The sequence below is a fragment of the Pseudomonas sp. genome, assembly GCF_033723075.1.
In the GTDB taxonomy this organism is placed as follows: Bacteria; Pseudomonadota; Gammaproteobacteria; order Pseudomonadales; family Pseudomonadaceae; genus Aquipseudomonas.
In genome coordinates, this window is the sequence record NZ_JAWVXU010000003.1 from 307,787 (window position 1) to 326,011 (window position 18,225).

The following is an 18,225-nucleotide window of genomic DNA, read 5'->3' on the forward strand; positions in this document are numbered from 1 at the left end:
TGCTTACTGTGTAATCTGGCGACCGCTCGCACGCTTCAGCACAAGGAATACGCGCAATGAAGAAACTGCTTGGCCTACTCGTCCTGCTGATCGCCGCCGTGGCGATCTACCTGGCCATCACCCCCAGTCCCATCGACCCGCTGGCCTGGCAGGCGCCGCCCGCCCCGGCTATGACCGGCGTACTGGAACCCAACGACACCCTGATGAAGGCCGAACTGCTCGGCCGCGGCCAGCTGCACGGCCCGGAAGACACCGCAGTGGACACCCAGGGCCGGGTCTACAGCGGCCAGCATGACGGCCGCATCGTGCGCCTCGAGGCCGACGGCAGTGTCACGCCCTTCGCCGACACCCGGGGCCGGCCGCTGGGCATGGACTTCGACGCCGCCGGTAACCTGATCGTCGCCGACGCCTACAAGGGCCTGCTGTCCATCGACCCGCAAGGGCAGATCCAGGTACTGACCAGCGAAGCCGAAGGCCTGCCCTTCAAGTTCACCGACGACCTGGACATCGCCAGCGACGGCACCATCTATTTCAGCGACGCCTCCTCGCGTTTCGCGCAACCGGATTACTTGCTCGATCTGCTCGAAGCCCGCCCCCACGGCCGCCTGCTCAGCTACAACCCGAATAGCGGCGAGACCCGCGTGCTGCTCAAGGACCTGTATTTCGCCAACGGCGTGGCGCTGTCGGCCAATGAGGACTTCGTGCTGGTCAACGAAACCTACCGCTACCGCATCAGCCGCTACTGGCTCAAGGGCGAGAAAGCCGGCACCCAGGACGTGTTCATCGACAACCTGCCGGGCCTGCCGGACAACCTGCAAGGCGACCGCGCCGGCACCTTCTGGGTCGCCCTGCCGACACCACGCAAGGCCGATGCGGACTTCCTCCATCGCCACCCCTGGCTCAAGGCGCAGTTGGCCAAACTGCCGCGCGCACTCTGGCCCAAGGCGATTCCCTACGGCTTCGCCATCGCCCTCAACGAACAGGGCGAGATCGTGCGCAGCCTGCACGACACCAGCGGCACCCACCTGCGCATGGTCACCTCGGTCAAGCCGGTGGGCGATTACCTGTACTTCGGCAGCCTGGATAACGACCGCATCGGCCGGCTGAAGATTCGCTGAGCGCGCCAACGCTACGCGGTATCGACTTCGTAGCCCGCACCCGCCTACAGCTTCTCGGCGATCCAGATGGTGTGGCGCATGCCCTTGTTGCCATGGGCGTAGACCTGCACCTCTTCGACCTTGAAGCCGGCCTTGCGCACCTTGTCGGCGAACTTGCTGTCGGCGCTGGCCGACCATACGGCCAGTACGCCCTTGGCGCGCAACGCCTGGTGACAACGCAGCAAGCCTTGCGCGGAATACAGCCAGCTGTTGCGTTTCTGGGTCAGGCCCTCGGGGCCGTTGTCGACATCCAGCATGATCGCGTCGTAACGCTTGTCCGCCGTCTTCAGGCTGTTGGCCACATCCGCCTGCAACACCCGCGTGCGCGGATCGAGCAGCGGGTAACCGGCCTTGGCCCCCAGCGGGCCACGGTTCCACTCGACCACGCCCGGCACCAGCTCGGCGACTTCCACTTCGGCGGTCTTGCCCAGGTTCTGCAGGGCCGCCGCCAGGGTGAAGCCCATGCCCAGACCACCGATCAATACCCGCGAATCCGGACGGCCGGCGACTTTTTTGCAGGGAATCGCCGCCAGGGCATCTTCTGAACCGTGCATGCGCGTGTTCATCAGCTGACCGCCATCGCCACCGGCAATCTTGATCACGAAGTCCTCGCCGTACTCGAACAGGCAGAGCGCCCCGGAGCCATCGGGAATCGGGGCGGTATCCAGCAATACAAAGCGCTTCATGGCAGTCTCATGACCCGTTGAGTTCGAAAGGGGCTGAACCATACAGCAGCCCTCACAGCACCGTAAGCATGTGCCCGACCATCCCCAGCATAAACCCCAGCAAGGCACCCAGCGCCGGTGCCCAATGCTTCTTCAACTGGGCCTGGGGCGCGATATCCTGAAACACCGAGTAGAGGATGCCGCCTGCGGCGAACAGCATGATTGCCGCCACCCACTGAGGCGAATTCGCCAACCACAAATAGCCCGATACGCCTGCCAGCGGCCCAAGCAGCGCCATGACGCTGAACATGAATACTATTTTGGCGCGGCTGTAGTCCGTCGAACCACGTAACTCCCGATAGGCGTTAAAGCCTTCCGGCAAGTTCTGCAGCGCCATCAAGCCGGCCAGCAGGAATGCACCCCGACCACCGAGGGCAAAAGTGGCACCCAACGCCAGCGACTCCGGAATAAAGTCCGTCAACATGGCGGCCAACTGACTGCCCGAGGCACTCATTCGGTACAGCAGAATATCCAGCGCCATAAACGCACCACCGCCGGCGAAGAACCACAGCGCAGCCGGCAACGGCTGCATTTCGACAATGGCTTGCGGCACCAGCACCAACGCCACCGCGGCCAGCAGCGCGCCACCGCCGAAAGCGACTACGCCGTGCCTGAACTCGGTCTCCAGCCAGCGCGGTCGAATTCGCTCGACACTGGCCAGCGCCGCCCCCAGCGGCATGGCAATGCCGGCCAGCAGGGTAAAAGCCGCAACCATGATCAGCGGGGGCACAGACACCTCGTTCAATGGGAAACATACAATAGGGCGGCCGACTTTAGCCCAAACCGCCAGCCATCTGGTGCATCAACGCTGGACAAAATCGGCCAATGACAATATTCCCGACTTGCCGGATCAACAGACAGATACGGCATAGCCCATGCTGCGGTTTATCATGCCTCCAATCCGCTCTTGCCCAGGACGCCCGCCATGCCCCTCGCCCAACTGCTCAACGCCGACCAACTCCAGGCCCGCCTGGGCCAACCCGATCTGCTCATCCTCGACTGCCGCTTCGCCCTGGATGATCCGGCCTACGGTCAGCGCAGTTACAGCGCCGGGCATATCGCCGGGGCCCAGTTCGCCGATCTCGAACGTGACCTGTCCGGGCCGATCCATAAGGGTATCAGCGGCCGCCACCCCTTGCCGGAGCCAGTCCAATTGCTGGCGCGCCTGCGCGCATGGGGCCTGAACGACAGCAGCACGGTGGTGCTGTACGACGACGGCCCCGGCACCTTCGCCGCCCGCGCCTGGTGGTTGCTCGCCTGGCTGGGCAAGCGGAAGGGCGTCTACCTGCTCGACGGCGGCCTGCAGGCCTGGAGTCAGGCCGGTTTCGACTTGACCCCGGCGCTGTCGAACCCCGCACCCGGCGACTTCGACGGCCAGGCCGACGCCAGCCTGCTGGTCGATGCCGACCAGTTGCAACAACGCCTCACCCATCCGCAACTGACCCTGCTCGACGCCCGCGCCCTGCCGCGTTTTCGCGGCGAGGTGGAGCCGCTCGACCCGGTTGCCGGGCATATCCCCGGCGCCCGGTGTGCGCCCTGCACCGACAACCTGGACAGCACTGGGCGCTTCCTGCCGGCGGCCCAACTGCGCCAGCGCTTCGCCGCGCAACTCGGCGAGCGCCCGACCAGCGAGCTGGTGGCCTACTGCGGCTCCGGCGTCACCGCCTGCCACAACCTGTTCGCCCTGTGCCTCGCCGGCTACCCGCTGGCGCCGCTGTATGCCGGCTCCTGGAGCGAGTGGATTACCGACCCGGCACGGCCCGTGGCAACGGGCGACTAGGGGATATCCGAGACGACGCGGCACAAACTGGCGGGCTGTCGCTACGCTCCGAGCGGATCGCCGCCAAAAGCGCCCTAAGTACCAAGAGATATATAGGTAATAACCGAAAGCATAAAACAATTTAAAAACAGTCTTTTACAAACGAAAGGTCGCACTAGACTTCAAATCAAGCGGCTAAGTCCGCTTCCGGTGGGGCCTTTCCAAGAATGACCACAAGCTGCCACGCGCCCCGGCCCCACCGGTCATTTTTCGCGAGGGCTATATGGGAATTGCAGCCTGCGAGTTAATCCAGCACGTCATACGCCCTACTCTGATCTATCTGGGGCGTCACTCACCTGCTGCCGAAGCCCTGCTCCTAGGCGCCGCCGCCTGCCAGTCGGCGCTGGGTTCGGCGCTGGACGATCAGGGTGGCCATGGTCTCTACCGCATCGCCGAACTGCGCCATCAACAGCTGTGGGACCAGCACCTGGCACTTGATCCGGACCTGGCCAGCCAGATCCGCGGGTTGGCCAGTCAGCACGCCTTTCTGGCGGCGCCGCACCTGGAACTGACGGTCAACCTGCGTTATGCCACCGCCATTGCCTGGATGCTGATCGAGGTGGAACAGCGCGAATTGCCCGCTGCCGACGACCTGTTCGCCCTGGCCCGGGTATGGTGCCGGGTATTTCGTCCACAGGGTCACCCGCGCGACTTCATCGAAGCCTGGCAACGCTGCATCGGCAACTTCAGTCAGGTCGCCTAACCCGGCAGCCAGCTGTGCGCAGGCATTCCAGAGCGCCGGATCGCCTGCAAGAACTAGGCGTCCCCCTGGCCCCTACAATTCCAGCCCCCCTGCCCTCCCCCATTAGTGACCCAGCGCCTAAACCAGCCAGCGCTTTGCGTTACACTCGGGTGGCGACCATAACCACAAAAAACCGCGTGAAACTGCCATGACCGCACTCTGTACTGCCTTGCCCGATCAACTTCGCCTATTGCTGGTGGATGACCACCGGATCTTTCTCGACGGCCTCAGCCTGGCCCTGGCGCCGCTCTGCGCGAATCTGCAGATCCAGACCGCGCAGAACGCCGCCGAAGCCGAGGCCTGTTTGAGCCGGCACGATTTCGACCTGATTCTGCTGGATTTGCGCCTGCCGGACGTAGCCGGCCTCGAACTGCTGCAGCGCTGGCAGCAGCAAGGACGCATGACCCCGGTGGCGATTCTCAGCGCCAGCGACTCCAATCTGGATGTTCAGACGGCGCTGGCCGCAGGTGCCCTGGGTTTTATCCCGAAAAGCGCCAATAGCGAGGATCTGCGCCAGGCGGTGACCCGCGTGCTGCTCGGGGAAACCCTGCCGGCGCCGGCAGGCGGCGAAAAACCACAGCTCACACCCCGGCAACTGCAGATTCTCCTGCTGCTGGCAGACGGCTTGCCGAACAAGGCCATCAGCAGGCAACTGGGGGTGTCCGAAGACACGATAAAAACCCACCTGAAAACCCTGTTCCAGGAACTCGACGTGCACACCCGCACCGCCTGCGTCAGCGCCGCGCGCCAGCGTGGATGGTTATAGAACTGAGAGCTTGTGAAAAAACTCCGCCTACTGCGACCGTCTCACGCGCTGCCTTCGCTCTGCTTCTAGGCTTTTTCCACAACCGGCAAGAGCACCGCCACAGCCTGGCGCAAACGTGCCGGCAGCAGGGGTTTGCCGAGCAGGGTGACGTGTGCGGGCATGCAGCGCTCCTGCAGCTCGGGGCTGATATCGGCACTGACCAGCAGGGCCGGGAGCATGCGCCCGGCCTCCTCGCGCAAGCGCTCGATGGCGCGCAGACCGTCTTCGCTGGCAGCCAGGCGATAATCGCTGATCAACAGCTGCGGCGCGGCCTCTGCCAGGCATGCCAGGGCCGCCTGCAGGTCGGCACAGGCCCAGACCTCGCAGCCCCAGCGACGCAACAGCCCGGACAACGCCTCGCGCCCGGCTTCATCGTCCTCCAGCAACAGGACCCGGCCACTCAACGCGGCGCCGGCCGGCCTGGCTGGCTGCCACTCGCCCACGGCGGCGCGCGGCAGGCGCAAAGCGAAGCAGGTGCCCCGGCCCGGGCTGGAATCCAGCTGCAGCGGATGCTCCAGCAGCGCGGCCAGCTGCTGGACGATGGCCAGACCGAGGCCCAGGCCGCGCTCGGCATTGCGCCCGGGGTTGTCCAGTTGGCGGAACTCCTCGAAGACCTGCGCCTGCTCTGCCGCGCTGAGACCACGACCGTCGTCGGCGACTTGCAGCAGCACGCTGCCCGCATCCTCCCGGGCGCTTAGCGTCACGCGCCGTGCCTGGGCATGGCGCAGGGCGTTGTTGAGCAGGTTGCGCAGCACCCGCTCGAGCAGCAGCGGGTCGCTGCGCACCCACAGGTCCGCGCATTGCAGGTCCAGTTCGACCCCCTGCAATTCGGCTTCGCGGCGGGTTTCGCCGCTCAGGCGTTCGAGCAGCGGACGCAGGGCGAACACTTCAAGCTTGGCCTGCACCCCGCCGGGCAAGGTCAGACGGGTGTAGTCGAGCAACGATTGCAGCAGGCGGCTGAGTTGCTCCACCGAGGTTGCCAGACGACCGCTGACCCGGCGAATGTCCGGTTCCTGGCTTTGCTCGAGCAGGTGCTGGGCATACAGCCCCATGGCATTCAGCGGTTGGCGCAGGTCATGGCTGGCCGCCGCGAGCAGGCGCAGCTTGCGTGCGTCATCGGCTTCGGCGCGCTGCCGCGCCAGATCGAGCAGGCGCAGGTTGAGCCAGGCACCGCGCTGCCCGTGCTCCTGCAGGTAGGCACCGACACTGCCGATCAGGTTGGCACAGATCAGGAACAAGCCCTGATAGGCCAACTGGCTACCCGGCTCGGTCAGCAGCAATCCCAGCGCCAGGAACAGCAGGCAAAAGCCCCAGGCCGCCAGGCTCACGGAGCGAAACGAGACGCCGAGCAGCACGTAACCGAACAACAGGATCAGAAACAGCCCGTCGTAGGGCATGGCCTCGCCCTGAACCCAGCACAGGTGAATGATCACCGCCACGCAGGCGCCGTTCAGCGCATAGGCGCCGGTATAGGCGAACAACGCCCGGCGTGGCGGGCTCTGCGGGCGACGGCAGTAGACGAAACCCGCCAGCACGCCCAGGATACCCAGCACCCGCAGGGGCACTACCGACAGGCTCACCGCCAGCGGCATCAGCAGCAGATCGAGGACGGTGTAGAGCAGCTGGAAGACAATCGCGGTGCCCACTATCAACAGCAAGCGGCGGCCGATGCGCTGTACCCGGTGCTCGACAAAGCCCTGCTCCAGCTCAGGAACAAAACATAAACGCCGGTAGCCACGGCGCTGTTGCGCCAGTAGCAGGCGTTCTTCCTGCTCCAGGTTCATTGGCCGTCGCCGGCCTGCGCTAGTGCCGGCACCAACCTTGGCCCAGGCTCAAGGCCCGGCTGTCTCGCTGACCTGCTGTTTGGCGGCAATCGCATCATAGGTGTCGACTCGGTGTTGATCGGCGGCGTCGAACAAACGCTGGCGCAAACGCTCCTGCTCATGCTGCTGATCCGCTGGACTCAGGCCGGTGCTGCGCAGCGTGGCCAGTTGCTCGCGATAAGCGCTGTAGCGCTGCTGCCAGGCGCGCTCGTTGCGTTGTTCGAGCAGCAGGCGTTCGACGGTTGACGGATCATAGGTCAAAGCCAGTGACTGGCGCACCTGCTCCTCGCTCGCCCCTTCGCGCCACAGCCGCTCGCTTTGCGCCTGCTGCATCTGCGCCTGACTCTGCCGCGCCTCACTGGCGCGCATGGCGGCGGGCAATTGCTCGCGCAAGCGTTGCTGGGCGGCGGCTTTGCCCTGTTCGCTCAGATCTTCGCGAGCGAGTACGGCCAGACTGCCGAGGATGTAACGCGAGTAGGCCTCCTCGGCACCGAACAGGGCTTCCACCGCCCCAGGGGAAAAGTGGCTGCGGCGTAGCTGGGCCAGGTTGTCGAAAGCCTGCTGCAACGCCACCAGCTGCGCCTGCGGCTGGGCTTGCTGGTGGGCGCTCAGCGGTTGCTGCAGCAGCGCCAGGCTGGCGCGCTTGTACTCCAGATAGTCGCCAAGCAGGCCGATCAGCTGACCCAGCGCCGGCTCCTGCAAGCGCCCGCCGGCGTCGGCCAGCAACGCCTCGACCGAAGCATCGAGCCCGGCCTGGTCGACAGCACTGAGGAAGTAATCGAAATAGTCGCGCAGCGCCAGGTCGAGCTGCAGATTGCCGGCGCTGTCGGTCCGCAGTGCGCCGTCGACCTCGGTACCGCTCATGCCCGGCAGCAATGCCGGCGGCGTGGCCTGGGCGTCAGCCGTTGGCGCCGGCTGACGCATCGCGGGGCTGGCAATGACCGGAGCGACAGGTTCGGCCTTACTGGCTGACCCGGCCTGGACCACGACCGGCTCCGGCCATTGCCAGTAGAGCGTCAATGCAGCAGCGCCGATGGCCATCACCGCCAGCGAAACAAGGGAACGGAGCGCCAAGGCGACCTCCACGGCGGGCTGTCTGGCAGCCCGCAAGCTGGGCAAGGATCAGACGCCTTTGTTCTTCAGGCGATTGGCATGCTGGCGATACAGCGAAACCGGCTCGGTCCAGCCGCGGATGCCAAACAGGTGATTGATCGCATCGACGTGGTTCATGTGGTAGCTGTCGCCGAGCACCTGGCCCAGGTAGGTCGCACAGACGCCGACCAGACCGTCGTTCTTCTCGCTGCCGAAGGCCAGCCCGGTGATGGCCAGGAACGGATCGACCGCATCGAAGATGTTGGTGTAGGACGACTTGCCGGTCCAGGAGAAGTAGCGGATGTTGTAGCCGCGCACATTGTGCATTTCGGTGGATTTGGCGCAGTAGCTGGCATTGTTCACCCCCCACGGATGGCGGCTGTTGAGGGCCGCGGTGCCGGGGGTGGTCAGGGTTTCCAGGGCGGCCAGGCCGTCCTGCGGGTTGCTGCTGCCGGACAGCAGGTTGATCACCGCGCCCAGGGCATTGGCGATGGCGCCGGCGCCGCCTTCGATGGCGCTGTTCGGCGGCACCACGCCGCGCACCACGTCGGCGACCTTGGAGCCCTTGTTGACGCCGTTGATCGAGGTCACCGAGGCCACCAGATCCGGGCGCAGGGAAGCGGCTACCCGCGCGGTCGGCGAGCCCTGGCTATGGCCGATCAGGTTGACCTTGCCGCCGTTGGCACCGGCCCAGGGCACGATCTGCCGGGCCAGTTCGGCGCCGCGCTGCTCGCTGTCGTTGAACGCGGCGACGCTGGCAACGTAGACCTTGGCGCCATCGCGCTCGAGATTCCAGGGAATGGTGTGGAAGTAGTTGACCAGGCCGCCGATGGTATTGAAGCCGGTGATGCCGTGCACCAGCACGATCGGGTACTTGGTCTGGGTATAACCGGCCTGGACCTCGACCGCGCCGACCAGGGCAACGGCAGCTAAAGCAGTGCAGATAACGCGACGCATGGGTGCCTCCTTATTGTTCTTGTGGGCACGCCGGGAGACTGCGTCCGGCGTGCCCACACTCTAAGGAAGCGGGAATGACCCGCCCATCGCCCAGATGGGTGAAGGGCGCGCTTGGCTGCAGTTCAAGGCGCCGAAGCGATGGCCTTTTCCACCGAGGCGATCAACGCGGGATCGTCCGGCAGGGTACGGCTGGAGAAGCTGGCAACCACTCGGCCCTGACGATCCACCACATATTTGGCGAAGTTCCAGCGCGGCGCCTGGCTCTGCGCCGCCAGGTCCTTGAACAGAGGAATAGCCTGGGCACCGGTGACCGGTTGGGTTTCGCTCATGCTGAAGGTCACGCCGTAATTGACGTAACAGATCTTGGCGGTTTCCTCGGCGTCGTCCGACTCCTGCTTGAAGTCGTCGGACGGCACGCCGAGCACTTCCAGGCCCTGGCCCTTGTAGCGCTGATACAGCGCCTCGAGGCCTTTGAACTGCGGGGTAAAGCCGCAGAAGCTGGCGGTATTGACCACCACCAGCGGCTTGCCGGCGAATTGCTCGCACAGGTCGATGCTGTCCTTGCTGCGCAGCTTGGGCAACTCGCCTTGCAGCAGGGTCGGGCACTCGGCGGCCAGCGTTGGGGCCGCACAGGTGACGAGCAACAAGGACACGACAGCGCTCCGCAGCAGCATGGCAAACCCCTCGATAACAGATCGATCGGACCCTACGCCCAAGTCAGGTCAAGGGCAATCGGCAGCGACTGGCAGTCTGTGCCAAGCGCCGCGCTCAACATACCGCCATACCCAGTTGCAGGAATGCCAGGCCACTCTGCTGCCAGCCCCACCAGATCAGCCCGAGAGCCAGAGAGCCGAGCAATGCCAGGCCGACACTCAACAGGTTGTGGGTATTCATAGGCCAGCCTCCAGGTTCTGTAGACGCGCCACCGGCTGTTCGCGTACCGGCCAATTGAGGGCGGCGGCCAGCAAGCTGAGCAGAATCGCGATCTGCCAGACCAGATCATAGCTGCCGGTGCGGTCGTACAGGTAGCCACCCAACCAGCCGCCCAGGAACGCGCCGAGTTGATGGAACAGAAACACGATACCACTGAGCATCGACAGGTTGCGCACGCCGAACACAGTCGCCACCGTCCCATTGGTCAACGGCACCGTGGACAACCACAGTAGCCCCATGGCGATGCCGAAGGCATAGGCGCTCCAGGTGGTCAGCGGAGTCAGGATAAAGGCCGTGATCACCACTGCCCGGGCCAGGTACAGGCCGGTCAGCAGGCGCGGCTTGGACATGCGCCCGCCGAGCCAGCCGGCGGTGTAGGTGCCTAACACGTTAAACAGGCCGACCAGGGCCAATACCGTAGTGCCGACCAGCGCCGGCAGATGCTGATCGACCAGATAAGCCGGCAGGTGCACGCCGATAAATACCACCTGGAATCCGCAGACGAAAAAACCCAGCCCCAGCAACCAGAACCCCGAATGGGCGCAGGCTTCGCGCAACGCCTCGCCCAGGCTTTGTTCATGGGCCAGGACTGGTGACGGGCTATCCTTGATCATTGCCGCCAGCGGCACGATCAGGGCTACCAGCAGGCCTAGGGCGAGCAAGGCAACCGACCAACCGAGCCAACTGATCAGGCCCAGGGTGCCCGGCAGCATGGCGAACTGACCGAGCGAGCCAGCCGCTGCGGCAATGCCCATGGCCATGCTGCGCTTCTCCGCGGGAACTGCACGGCCGACCACGCCGAGGATCACCGAGAACGATGTGCAGGACAGGCCCATGCCGATCAACAGACCGGCACTCAAGGACAACGTCCAGGGCGAGTCGGCCAGGCCCATGCATACCAGGCCAACGGCATAGAGGAGGCCGCCGACGATCACCGTACGCTGCGCGCCGAAGCGATCGGCCAAGGCGCCGGTGAACGGCTGGGTCAGGCCCCAGATCAGGTTCTGCAAGGCGATGGCGAAGGCGAATACCTCGCGCCCCCAGCCGAACTCGCTGCTCATCGGCGGCAGGAACAGGCCGAAACCGTGGCGAATGCCCAGGGACAGCGCCAGGATCAGGGAAGCGCCGAGGAGAATCCAACCACTCTTGCGCCAAACGGCAGTCATAAAAGCGTCCTTTCGCGGGCAGGCACCCGCTTTATCGAGAAAATCAGTCAAGCGTTTCCAGGTCATCGAGCAACGCCATCGCTGCGGCGTTCTGCTGCGGGCCGATGCGTCGCGTCAGTTGCTCCTGTTGCTCCTGTTGCCAAGCCCGCAGGCCCGGCCGAAGCAATCCTGGCCCTCGAACACCCGCAGGTTTACGCCTGAGCGTGCTGCGCCCCAGCCCCACGGCTTCGGCCAGACTGGCGATGCACGGTTGATTCAGCCCTTGCAGGTTTTTCAGCAGTGGATACTGAGCGACATTTAACCCGGCAGCTATAAGCGCATCGTCGTAGAGCGTGCTCACGCCGCGGCTGACACGGCGCAATTGGCTACGGGGTCGGCACCATGAACAGCTGTATATACCCCCATCCGGCGGAGCGGCAGCTACAGTTACCCGACAATCCAGCGCTACAGATTGCGCTCAGAGCTTGTGAAAAAACCGAGCGCCGTAGCGAGGCCGTCTCCAGGCGTTCGCGGCAAGGCGCGCCACGTGAAAAGCAGGGGAGTTTAGTGAGCTAAATGCCCCTGCTTTTCACGTAGCGCAACGCCGCAGCGGGCGTTTGGAGGCGGCCGCAGTAGGCGAGAGTTTTTTCACAAGCTCTCAGGACTGGACCTGCAATGCCAGTGTCACCAGCACCGCGCACTCCGCCAACTCAAGCAGCGCGCCAGCGGTATCCCCTGTGGTGCCACCCAGGCGCTGCAGCATGAGCCAGCGCAAGCAGACGAACATCAGCCCCGTCACCAGCAGCGCCAGCAGCCCCGCCCAGCCGAACAGCAGGATAGCCACGCCATGGGCCGCCAACACCCAGGGCAACTGCCGGCGCGGCAGGTGTTCGGCCAGCGCCTGGCCCAGGCCGCCGGCGCGCACGTAGGGCGTGCTGAGAAACAGCAGCGGCAGCAATCCGCGCGCCAGCCATGGCGCCAACAGCAGCAACAGGCCAGCACCGGCGTCGAGCAGGGTGACCAGCGCGGCAAACTTGAGCAGTAAAACCAGCACCAGCAGCACCACGGCAATCGGCCCGCTGCGCGGATCCTGCATGATCGCCAGGGTGCGTTGTCTATCGCCAAAGCCACCGGCCCAGGCGTCGGCGCTGTCGGCCAGGCCATCCAGGTGCAGACCGCCAGTGACGGCGACCCAGGCGGCCAATAGCAGCGCCGCCTGCAACAGCATCGGCGTAGCGCCCAGCAGCAGGTGCAGGCCGAGCAGCAACCCGCCGATCAGCAGCCCCAGCAACGGGTACCACAGCAGCGAACGACCGATCTGCTCGGGCGCAGGCATCCCGCCCAGACGCACCGGCACGCGGGTAAGAAATTGCAGGGCGATCAATAGCGCGGTCATGGCAATTCCCGCAGCCGACCAAAGCTGTCCAGCTGCAGGCGGATACGCTGGGCATGCGCCACATTGACCTGCAGCAGGTGCGCTGGTGGCAAGTCGCGGGCAGCAGCCAATAGCAGACGCATGACCCCGCCATGGGTTATCAACAGCAGGCGTTCGCCGGCATGCCGCGCCTGCAAGCGTTGCACGGCGCCCAGCACCCGCGTCTCGAACGCCAGCAACGGCTCGCCATCAGGTGGGGTGAAGGCGTAGGGATCGGCCCAGAATCGGCCGAGGGCATCGGCGTCGGTGTGCATCAATTCGGCGGCGCTGCGCCCTTCCCAGGCGCCGAAATGCAGCTCCTGCAGATCGGCCTCCAGGCTCAGCGGCAGGCCGCGCCGCTCGCCCAGTTCCTCGGCGAAACGCGCGCAGCGCTGCAACGGCGAACTGACCAGCCGATCCCAGGGCCCGGCACCGACCACCGCCGCGCGCAATTGCGCCCAGCCCGAGGCGGTCAAGGCATCGTCGAGGCTGCCGCGCAGGCCGCCGCCCTGCTCGGTTTCGCCGTGGCGCAACAGCTCCAGATAAAGTGTCATGGCCGAGTACGCCTCATGGCGCACGCTCGGCGACGGCGGCTTCGGCAAAGGTGGCCATCTGGTTGTGCAGGCTGCAGGCCAGTTGCAGCAGGGGTACGGCCAGGGCGGCGCCGCTGCCCTCGCCCAGGCGCAGGCCGAGGTCGAGCAGCGGTTCGCCCTGCAATTCCTTGAGCACACGCCTGTGCCCTGGTTCGGCGCCGCAATGGGCGAACAGCAGCCAGTCGCGGCAATCCGGATTCAGACGCACCGCCAGGAGCGCGGCGACGCTGCAGATAAAACCGTCCACCAGCACCGCGATGCCCTGCTGCGCGCAGGCCAGGTAGGCGCCGGTCAGCGCCGCTATCTCGAAGCCGCCCAGGCGTTGCAGCGCCTCCATGGGTTCGCCGATGGCCGGGCGGTGCAATTCCAGCGCCTGCTCGATGATTTCGGCCTTGTGCGCCACCCCGGCGCTATCCAGGCCGGTGCCAGGACCGACCAGATCGACCGCGGCGCAGTCCAGCAGCAGGCAGGCCAGGGCCGTGGCCGCGGTGGTGTTGCCGATGCCCATCTCGCCGCCGATAAACAGCTGGCAGTCGGCCTCGCGGGCACGAAAGGCGCTGGCCTGGCCGGCGTCCAGGGCAAGCAGCAGCTGGGCGGTGCTCATCGCCGGCCCGTGCAGGAAATTCTCCGTGCCCGCGCCTATATGCAGGTGACGCACGCCGCGCAGTGGCTCCAGCGGCGTGGCGGTGCCCAGGTCGATCACTTCCAGGGTCGCGCCCAGTTGCCGCGCCAATACGCTGATCGCCGCGCCGCCGGCAACGAAGTTGCGCAGCATCTGCCCGGTGACTGCCTGGGGAAAGGCCGAGATCCCTTCGGCGACCACGCCATGGTCACCGGCGAAGATGGCGATCGAAATGCGCTCGACGCTCGGGCGTTGATTGCCCTGCAGCGCCGCCAGTTGAATAGCCAGTTGCTCCAGCTGGCCGAGCGAGCCGGCCGGCTTGGTCAGTTGCTGTTGACGGGCCCGGGCCTTGTTGCGCACCAGCATATCCGGGGTCTGACAGCCCTGTTGCCACCATTGCTCGCTCAAAGTGCCTCTCCTTTCAGAACCATCGGCAAACCCGCCACGGTAAACACCACGCGCTGACAGCACTCGGCCAGGGCCTGGTGCAGCCAGCCGGCTTCATCGACAAAACGCCGGCTCAGTGCGCCCATTGGTACCACACCCAGCCCGGTTTCATTGCTGACCAGAATGATCCGCCCCGGCAATCGATCCAGGCAGTCGAGCAAGGCATCGCGCTCGGCCGCCAGGCGCGCCTGGTCATCCAGCAGCAGCAGGTTGCTCAGCCACAGGGTCAGGCAGTCGACCAGCAGGCAGCGGCCTGGTTCGGCCAACTCAAGCAGCACCCGGGCCAGCGCCAGCGGTTCCTCGACCAGCGCCCAGCTCGCGGGGCGGCGCTGGCGGTGCTGCTCGATGCGCGCACTCATCTCGCCATCCAGCGCCTGGCTGGTGGCGATATAGCTCACCGCCAGGCCCGATTCGCTCGCCAGTTTCTCGGCCAGGCGGCTCTTGCCGGAACGGGCGCCGCCCAAAATCAGTTCAAGCATATTTCGACTCTTCCAGGGTTCGGGCCAACGTAGGGTGGATCACGCTCCACCGATCCACCATTCCTGTAACAGCGCCACCAAGGTGGATGTAAAAAGCGACATCCACCCTACAGACCGCACAGTTCACGCAATTTCTGCGTATCCAGATGCGCCTCGACCATATCGGCCAGGCGCTCGATATCGCGTTCGCGCAGGGCCTGGTAGTCGACAGCCTGCACCTCGCGCAGCCCGGCCCAGCGCAGCAACGCGCTGCAGGCCGCGCTCGACTCGAACAGCCCGTGCAGGTAGGTGCCGAGCACCTGGCCATCGGCGCTGAGCGCACCGTCGCAGCGACCGTCGTCGAGGCGTACGGCGACCGTTTCCAGGCCAATACCGCTGCAGACCCCGGCATGGATCTCGTAACCGGATACCGGCGCGTTCTCCAGACACAGACGGCCACTGACGTTGCGCAGCTGTTTATCGGGCTCCAGCACGGTGGCGAAATCCAGCAGGCCCAGGCCCTGGCTGCTGCCGGCTGCGCCTTCCAGGCCCAGCGGATCGTGAATCTGCTGACCGAGCATCTGCAGGCCGCCGCAGATGCCGAGCAGCTTGCCGCCATAGCGCAGGTGCTTGGCGATGGCCAGGTCCCAGCCCTGCTCACGGAGGAAGGCCAGGTCGGCGCGCACACTTTTCGAGCCAGGCAGGATGATCAGGTCGGCGGAAGGGATCGGTTGACCGGGGCCGACGAAAACCAGTTCGACCTGCGGGTGCAGACGCAGCGGATCGAAATCGGTGTGGTTGCTTATCCGCGGCAGCACCGGCACCACCACCCTGAGCGTCTCGACCGCCTTGGCGATCTGCCGGGTGTCGATGGCGTCCTCGGCTTCCAGGTGGAAGTCCATCAGGTACGGCAGTACGCCTAGCACCGGCTTGCCGGTGCGCTGCTCCAGCCAGTCCAGGCCCGGTTGCAGCAGGGCGATGTCGCCGCGAAAACGGTTGATCACGAAACCCTTGATCCGCGCCTGCTCGCTCTCTGAGAGCAACGCCAGGGTGCCGACCATATGGGCAAACACCCCGCCCTTGTCGATGTCGGCGATCAGGATCACCGGGCAGTCCACCGCCTCGGCAAAGCCCATGTTGGCGATATCGCCGGCACGCAGGTTGATCTCTGCCGGCGAGCCGGCACCCTCGACCATCACCACCGAATAGGCTGCCGACAGGCGCTGGTGCGACTGCAGCACCGCCTGCATCGCCACCTTCTTGTAATCGTGGTAAGCCACGGCATCCATGTTGGTCAGGGCACGGCCGTGGATGATCACCTGGGCACCGATGTCGCTGTTGGGCTTGAGCAGCACCGGGTTCATGTCGCGGTGCGGCGCCAGCCCGGCGGCCTGGGCCTGTACCGCCTGGGCGCGGCCGATCTCGCCGCCGTCGGCGGTCACCGCGCTGTTGAGCGCCATGTTCTGCGGCTTGAACGGCACCACGCCGATACCCTGGCGCTTGAGCCAGCGACACAGCGCGGTTACCAGGGTGCTCTTGCCGGCGTCCGAAGTCGTACCTTGAACCATTAGGGTGCCCATGCGGACTCCTTGGCAAATATCTGTAGAGCCTGTTCCAGGCGCAACCAGCCCGGCTCGTCCGGCGGCAGGCCGAAACGCAGGCTGGGCGGGTTGTCGAACAGGCGGGTGAGGATGCCGTTGCCGGCGAGAAACTCGTGCAGCAGCGGCGCTTGCGCAGCAACCAGCCACTGAAACAATGCACAGCCACCAGTCGGGGCCAACCCGTTGCCGCAGAGCAGCGCCGTCAAGCGCTCGCTGTCGACGCGCAAGCGCTGACGCTGCAACTGCTGCCCGGCGTAATCCTGCAACAGCGCAGTGGCCACAGCCCGACTTGGCCCGCTGACCGCCCAGGGCCCCAGCAACTCGGCCAACCGTTCGAGCAACGCAGACGGCGCCAGGACGAAACCCAGGCGGATGCCGGCCAGACCGAAGAACTTGCCGAACGAGCGCAGCACGATCAGCCCCGGCCGCTCGCCTTGCAGCGCCAGGCTGTGCTGCGGGGTGCAATCGATAAAGGCCTCGTCGACCACCAGCCAGCCGCCGCGCTCGGCCAGGCGCGCGTGCCAAGCCAGCAGCTGCTCGGATGCGAAGCGACGGCCGGTGGGGTTGTTCGGGTTGATCAGCAGCAGCACGTCGAGGCGTTCCAGGGCGCGATTGACCCCGGCCTCGCTGAGCTCCAGCAAGCGATGGCCTTCGCGTCGCCAGGCCGCGGCGTGCTCGGCATAGGCCGGCGAGACGATGCCGACCCGGGCATTGCGGCGCAACCGCGGCAGTGCCTGGATCGCCGCCTGCGAGCCAGCCACCGGCAGCAGGCTGGCGACGCCGTAGTAGTCACGGGCGGCGATTTCCAGACCGTCATTCTGCTCGGGCAAACGCGTCCAGGCCGTGGCCGGAATATCCGGCAGCGCCCAGCCATAAGGCGCGATGCCGGTGGACAGGTCCAGCCAGTCGGCCAGGGGGATGCCGAAGCGCAACGACGCCGCGCGCAGACGGCCGCCATGTTCAAGCCCGCCCGGCTTAAACACGGTACAGCCCCCAGAGCAGCAACAGCGCCAACCACAGCAGCACCCCGGCGTAGACCAGGTTGAGCGCCCGCTCGATGTCCCGCGCCTTGGGCGGCGGGCCTTCGCCCAGTTGCGGGCGCTGATGCAGTTCGCCGTGATACTCGGCCGCGCCGCCCAGGCTGACGCCCAGGGCACCGGCACCGGCGGCCATCACCGGCCCGGCATTGGGGCTATCCCACTGCGGCGCCTGCTGCCGCCAGCAGCGCAGTGCCTGGGCAGTCTTGCCGAGCAGTGCATAGGTCAGCGCCACCAGGCGCGCTGGCAGGTAGTTGAGCCCGTCGTCGATCTTCGCCGCGGCCCAGCCGAAGCGCTCGAAACGCGCAGTGCGGTAGCCCCACATGGCGTCCAGGGTATTGCTCAGGCGATACAGCACCACCCCCGGCGCACCGGCGACGAGGAACCAGAACAGTGCGGCGAATACCGCATCCGAGCCGTTCTCCAGCACCGATTCGGTGCCGGCGCGGGCGACGCCCGTGGCATCCAGCGCGGCGGTGTTGCGGCTGACCAGATAGCCAACCCGCTCACGCGCCAGCTGCAGATCGCCCAGACGCAGGGCCTGGGCCACCGGCAAAGCATGTTCGCCGAGGCTCTTCAAGCCGAGGGCGGCATACAGGGCAAGGACTTCCACCGCCCAGCCGAATAGCGGCAGCTGCGCCAGCACGCCGACCAGCAGGGTCAGGGGCAACACCGCCAGACACCAGGCGCTGACGCCATGGCTGCGCCAGCCACTGCCCCCGGGGTTGCAGCGCTGCTCGATGCGCTCGGCCAGCCGGCCGAAGGCCACCAACGGATGCCAGCGCTTAGGCTCGCCGAGCAGTCCGTCCAGGACCACGCCGGCCAGGGCGCTGAATACCAGGCTCATGTCCGCAC

Annotated in this window: 20 protein-coding genes; 4 read left to right on the forward strand and 16 right to left on the reverse strand. The window is 65.9% G+C overall.

The features are described from left to right. Nucleotides 1-56: 56 nt before the first annotated feature. Nucleotides 57-1,118, forward strand: a complete 1,062-nt coding sequence (locus R3355_RS05715) for an SMP-30/gluconolactonase/LRE family protein (protein WP_318960419.1) — start codon at nucleotides 57-59, stop codon at nucleotides 1,116-1,118. Between the two features lie 44 nt (nucleotides 1,119-1,162). Here the strand turns inward: R3355_RS05715 and R3355_RS05720 are convergent, their stop codons facing one another. Together R3355_RS05720 and R3355_RS05725 are read right to left on the reverse strand one after the other, a co-directional pair. Beyond that, complete coding sequence (locus R3355_RS05720; protein ID WP_318960420.1) at nucleotides 1,163-1,843, reverse strand: hypothetical protein; 681 nt, start codon at nucleotides 1,841-1,843, stop codon at nucleotides 1,163-1,165. A gap of 52 nt (nucleotides 1,844-1,895) precedes the next feature. Beyond that, nucleotides 1,896-2,612, reverse strand: coding sequence for a divalent cation transporter (locus R3355_RS05725; RefSeq protein WP_318960421.1), 717 nt, complete (start codon nucleotides 2,610-2,612; stop codon nucleotides 1,896-1,898). A 195-nt stretch (nucleotides 2,613-2,807) separates the two neighbouring features. Between R3355_RS05725 and R3355_RS05730 the strand changes: the two genes are divergently transcribed. The 3 genes from R3355_RS05730 (at nucleotide 2,808) to R3355_RS05740 (ending at nucleotide 5,209) form a co-directional block, all read left to right on the forward strand. Then, complete coding sequence (locus R3355_RS05730; protein WP_318960422.1) at nucleotides 2,808-3,662, forward strand: sulfurtransferase; 855 nt, start codon at nucleotides 2,808-2,810, stop codon at nucleotides 3,660-3,662. Between the two features lie 262 nt (nucleotides 3,663-3,924). Next, complete coding sequence (locus tag R3355_RS05735) at nucleotides 3,925-4,404, forward strand: hypothetical protein (RefSeq protein WP_318960423.1); 480 nt, start codon at nucleotides 3,925-3,927, stop codon at nucleotides 4,402-4,404. Between the two features lie 187 nt (nucleotides 4,405-4,591). Beyond that, on the forward strand, nucleotides 4,592-5,209 hold the full coding sequence (locus R3355_RS05740; protein ID WP_318960424.1) for a response regulator transcription factor: 618 nt from the start codon (nucleotides 4,592-4,594) through the stop codon (nucleotides 5,207-5,209). A gap of 65 nt (nucleotides 5,210-5,274) precedes the next feature. Here R3355_RS05740 and R3355_RS05745 read toward each other — a convergent pair whose 3' ends face one another. From R3355_RS05745 to cbiB, 14 genes are all read right to left on the reverse strand, one after another. Further along, nucleotides 5,275-7,032 carry a hybrid sensor histidine kinase/response regulator gene (locus tag R3355_RS05745; RefSeq protein ID WP_318960425.1) on the reverse strand — a complete coding sequence of 586 codons (1,758 nt, stop codon included), beginning with the start codon at nucleotides 7,030-7,032 and terminating at the stop codon, nucleotides 5,275-5,277. A gap of 48 nt (nucleotides 7,033-7,080) precedes the next feature. Then, nucleotides 7,081-8,145, reverse strand: a complete 1,065-nt coding sequence (locus R3355_RS05750; protein WP_318960426.1) for a lipase secretion chaperone — start codon at nucleotides 8,143-8,145, stop codon at nucleotides 7,081-7,083. A gap of 48 nt (nucleotides 8,146-8,193) precedes the next feature. Then, nucleotides 8,194-9,120 (reverse strand): triacylglycerol lipase, encoded by a 927-nt coding sequence (locus R3355_RS05755; protein ID WP_318960427.1) that lies wholly within the window; start codon nucleotides 9,118-9,120, stop codon nucleotides 8,194-8,196. A 122-nt stretch (nucleotides 9,121-9,242) separates the two neighbouring features. After that, nucleotides 9,243-9,794 carry a glutathione peroxidase gene (locus R3355_RS05760; protein WP_318960428.1) on the reverse strand — a complete coding sequence of 184 codons (552 nt, stop codon included), beginning with the start codon at nucleotides 9,792-9,794 and terminating at the stop codon, nucleotides 9,243-9,245. 94 nt (nucleotides 9,795-9,888) lie between these two features. Continuing rightward, the gene (locus R3355_RS05765) at nucleotides 9,889-10,014 is read right to left on the reverse strand and encodes a hypothetical protein (protein WP_280140427.1); all 126 of its coding nucleotides are present in this window, start codon (nucleotides 10,012-10,014) and stop codon (nucleotides 9,889-9,891) included. Continuing rightward, on the reverse strand, nucleotides 10,011-11,219 hold the full coding sequence (locus R3355_RS05770; RefSeq protein WP_318960429.1) for an MFS transporter: 1,209 nt from the start codon (nucleotides 11,217-11,219) through the stop codon (nucleotides 10,011-10,013). The genes R3355_RS05765 and R3355_RS05770 overlap by 4 nt, the downstream gene beginning before the upstream one ends. A gap of 43 nt (nucleotides 11,220-11,262) precedes the next feature. Beyond that, nucleotides 11,263-11,559, reverse strand: a complete 297-nt coding sequence (locus tag R3355_RS05775; protein ID WP_318960430.1) for a MarR family transcriptional regulator — start codon at nucleotides 11,557-11,559, stop codon at nucleotides 11,263-11,265. Between the two features lie 297 nt (nucleotides 11,560-11,856). Next, complete coding sequence (locus tag R3355_RS05780; protein WP_318960431.1) at nucleotides 11,857-12,594, reverse strand: adenosylcobinamide-GDP ribazoletransferase; 738 nt, start codon at nucleotides 12,592-12,594, stop codon at nucleotides 11,857-11,859. Then, nucleotides 12,591-13,166 carry an alpha-ribazole phosphatase family protein gene (cobC, locus tag R3355_RS05785; RefSeq protein WP_318960432.1) on the reverse strand — a complete coding sequence of 192 codons (576 nt, stop codon included), beginning with the start codon at nucleotides 13,164-13,166 and terminating at the stop codon, nucleotides 12,591-12,593. Before cobC ends, R3355_RS05780 begins: the two co-directional genes overlap by 4 nt. A 13-nt stretch (nucleotides 13,167-13,179) precedes the next feature. Then, nucleotides 13,180-14,235: a nicotinate-nucleotide--dimethylbenzimidazole phosphoribosyltransferase gene (gene cobT / locus R3355_RS05790; RefSeq protein ID WP_318960433.1), complete on the reverse strand. Its 1,056-nt coding sequence runs from the start codon at nucleotides 14,233-14,235 to the stop codon at nucleotides 13,180-13,182. Then, nucleotides 14,232-14,753, reverse strand: a complete 522-nt coding sequence (gene cobU, locus R3355_RS05795; RefSeq protein WP_318960434.1) for a bifunctional adenosylcobinamide kinase/adenosylcobinamide-phosphate guanylyltransferase — start codon at nucleotides 14,751-14,753, stop codon at nucleotides 14,232-14,234. The genes cobT and cobU overlap by 4 nt, the downstream gene beginning before the upstream one ends. Nucleotides 14,754-14,860: 107 nt before the next feature. Beyond that, nucleotides 14,861-16,312, reverse strand: a complete 1,452-nt coding sequence (locus R3355_RS05800) for a cobyric acid synthase (RefSeq protein ID WP_318960435.1) — start codon at nucleotides 16,310-16,312, stop codon at nucleotides 14,861-14,863. Further along, nucleotides 16,300-17,316, reverse strand: a complete 1,017-nt coding sequence (cobD, locus tag R3355_RS05805) for a threonine-phosphate decarboxylase CobD (protein ID WP_318960436.1) — start codon at nucleotides 17,314-17,316, stop codon at nucleotides 16,300-16,302. Before cobD ends, R3355_RS05800 begins: the two co-directional genes overlap by 13 nt. After that, on the reverse strand, nucleotides 17,309-18,217 hold the full coding sequence (gene cbiB, locus R3355_RS05810; protein WP_318960437.1) for an adenosylcobinamide-phosphate synthase CbiB: 909 nt from the start codon (nucleotides 18,215-18,217) through the stop codon (nucleotides 17,309-17,311). The genes cobD and cbiB overlap by 8 nt, the downstream gene beginning before the upstream one ends. Nucleotides 18,218-18,225 lie beyond the last annotated feature (8 nt).

What these genes read in the sequence shown, in the direction of transcription:
- R3355_RS05800 (WP_318960435.1), bottom strand. Translation starts at nt 16,312, where the DNA reads ATGGGCACCCTAATGGTTCAAGGTACGACTTCGGACGCCGGCAAGAGC.
- R3355_RS05720 (WP_318960420.1), bottom strand. Translation starts at nt 1,843, where the DNA reads ATGAAGCGCTTTGTATTGCTGGATACCGCCCCGATTCCCGATGGCTCC.
- cobC (WP_318960432.1), bottom strand. Translation starts at nt 13,166, where the DNA reads ATGACACTTTATCTGGAGCTGTTGCGCCACGGCGAAACCGAGCAGGGC.
- R3355_RS05780 (WP_318960431.1), bottom strand. Translation starts at nt 12,594, where the DNA reads ATGACCGCGCTATTGATCGCCCTGCAATTTCTTACCCGCGTGCCGGTG.
- R3355_RS05735 (WP_318960423.1), top strand. Translation starts at nt 3,925, where the DNA reads ATGGGAATTGCAGCCTGCGAGTTAATCCAGCACGTCATACGCCCTACT.
- R3355_RS05745 (WP_318960425.1), bottom strand. Translation starts at nt 7,032, where the DNA reads ATGAACCTGGAGCAGGAAGAACGCCTGCTACTGGCGCAACAGCGCCGT.
- R3355_RS05765 (WP_280140427.1), bottom strand. Translation starts at nt 10,014, where the DNA reads ATGAATACCCACAACCTGTTGAGTGTCGGCCTGGCATTGCTCGGCTCT.
- R3355_RS05715 (WP_318960419.1), top strand. Translation starts at nt 57, where the DNA reads ATGAAGAAACTGCTTGGCCTACTCGTCCTGCTGATCGCCGCCGTGGCG.
- R3355_RS05730 (WP_318960422.1), top strand. Translation starts at nt 2,808, where the DNA reads ATGCCCCTCGCCCAACTGCTCAACGCCGACCAACTCCAGGCCCGCCTG.
- cbiB (WP_318960437.1), bottom strand. Translation starts at nt 18,217, where the DNA reads ATGAGCCTGGTATTCAGCGCCCTGGCCGGCGTGGTCCTGGACGGACTG.
- R3355_RS05760 (WP_318960428.1), bottom strand. Translation starts at nt 9,794, where the DNA reads ATGCTGCTGCGGAGCGCTGTCGTGTCCTTGTTGCTCGTCACCTGTGCG.
- R3355_RS05740 (WP_318960424.1), top strand. Translation starts at nt 4,592, where the DNA reads ATGACCGCACTCTGTACTGCCTTGCCCGATCAACTTCGCCTATTGCTG.
- cobU (WP_318960434.1), bottom strand. Translation starts at nt 14,753, where the DNA reads ATGCTTGAACTGATTTTGGGCGGCGCCCGTTCCGGCAAGAGCCGCCTG.
- R3355_RS05770 (WP_318960429.1), bottom strand. Translation starts at nt 11,219, where the DNA reads ATGACTGCCGTTTGGCGCAAGAGTGGTTGGATTCTCCTCGGCGCTTCC.
- R3355_RS05755 (WP_318960427.1), bottom strand. Translation starts at nt 9,120, where the DNA reads ATGCGTCGCGTTATCTGCACTGCTTTAGCTGCCGTTGCCCTGGTCGGC.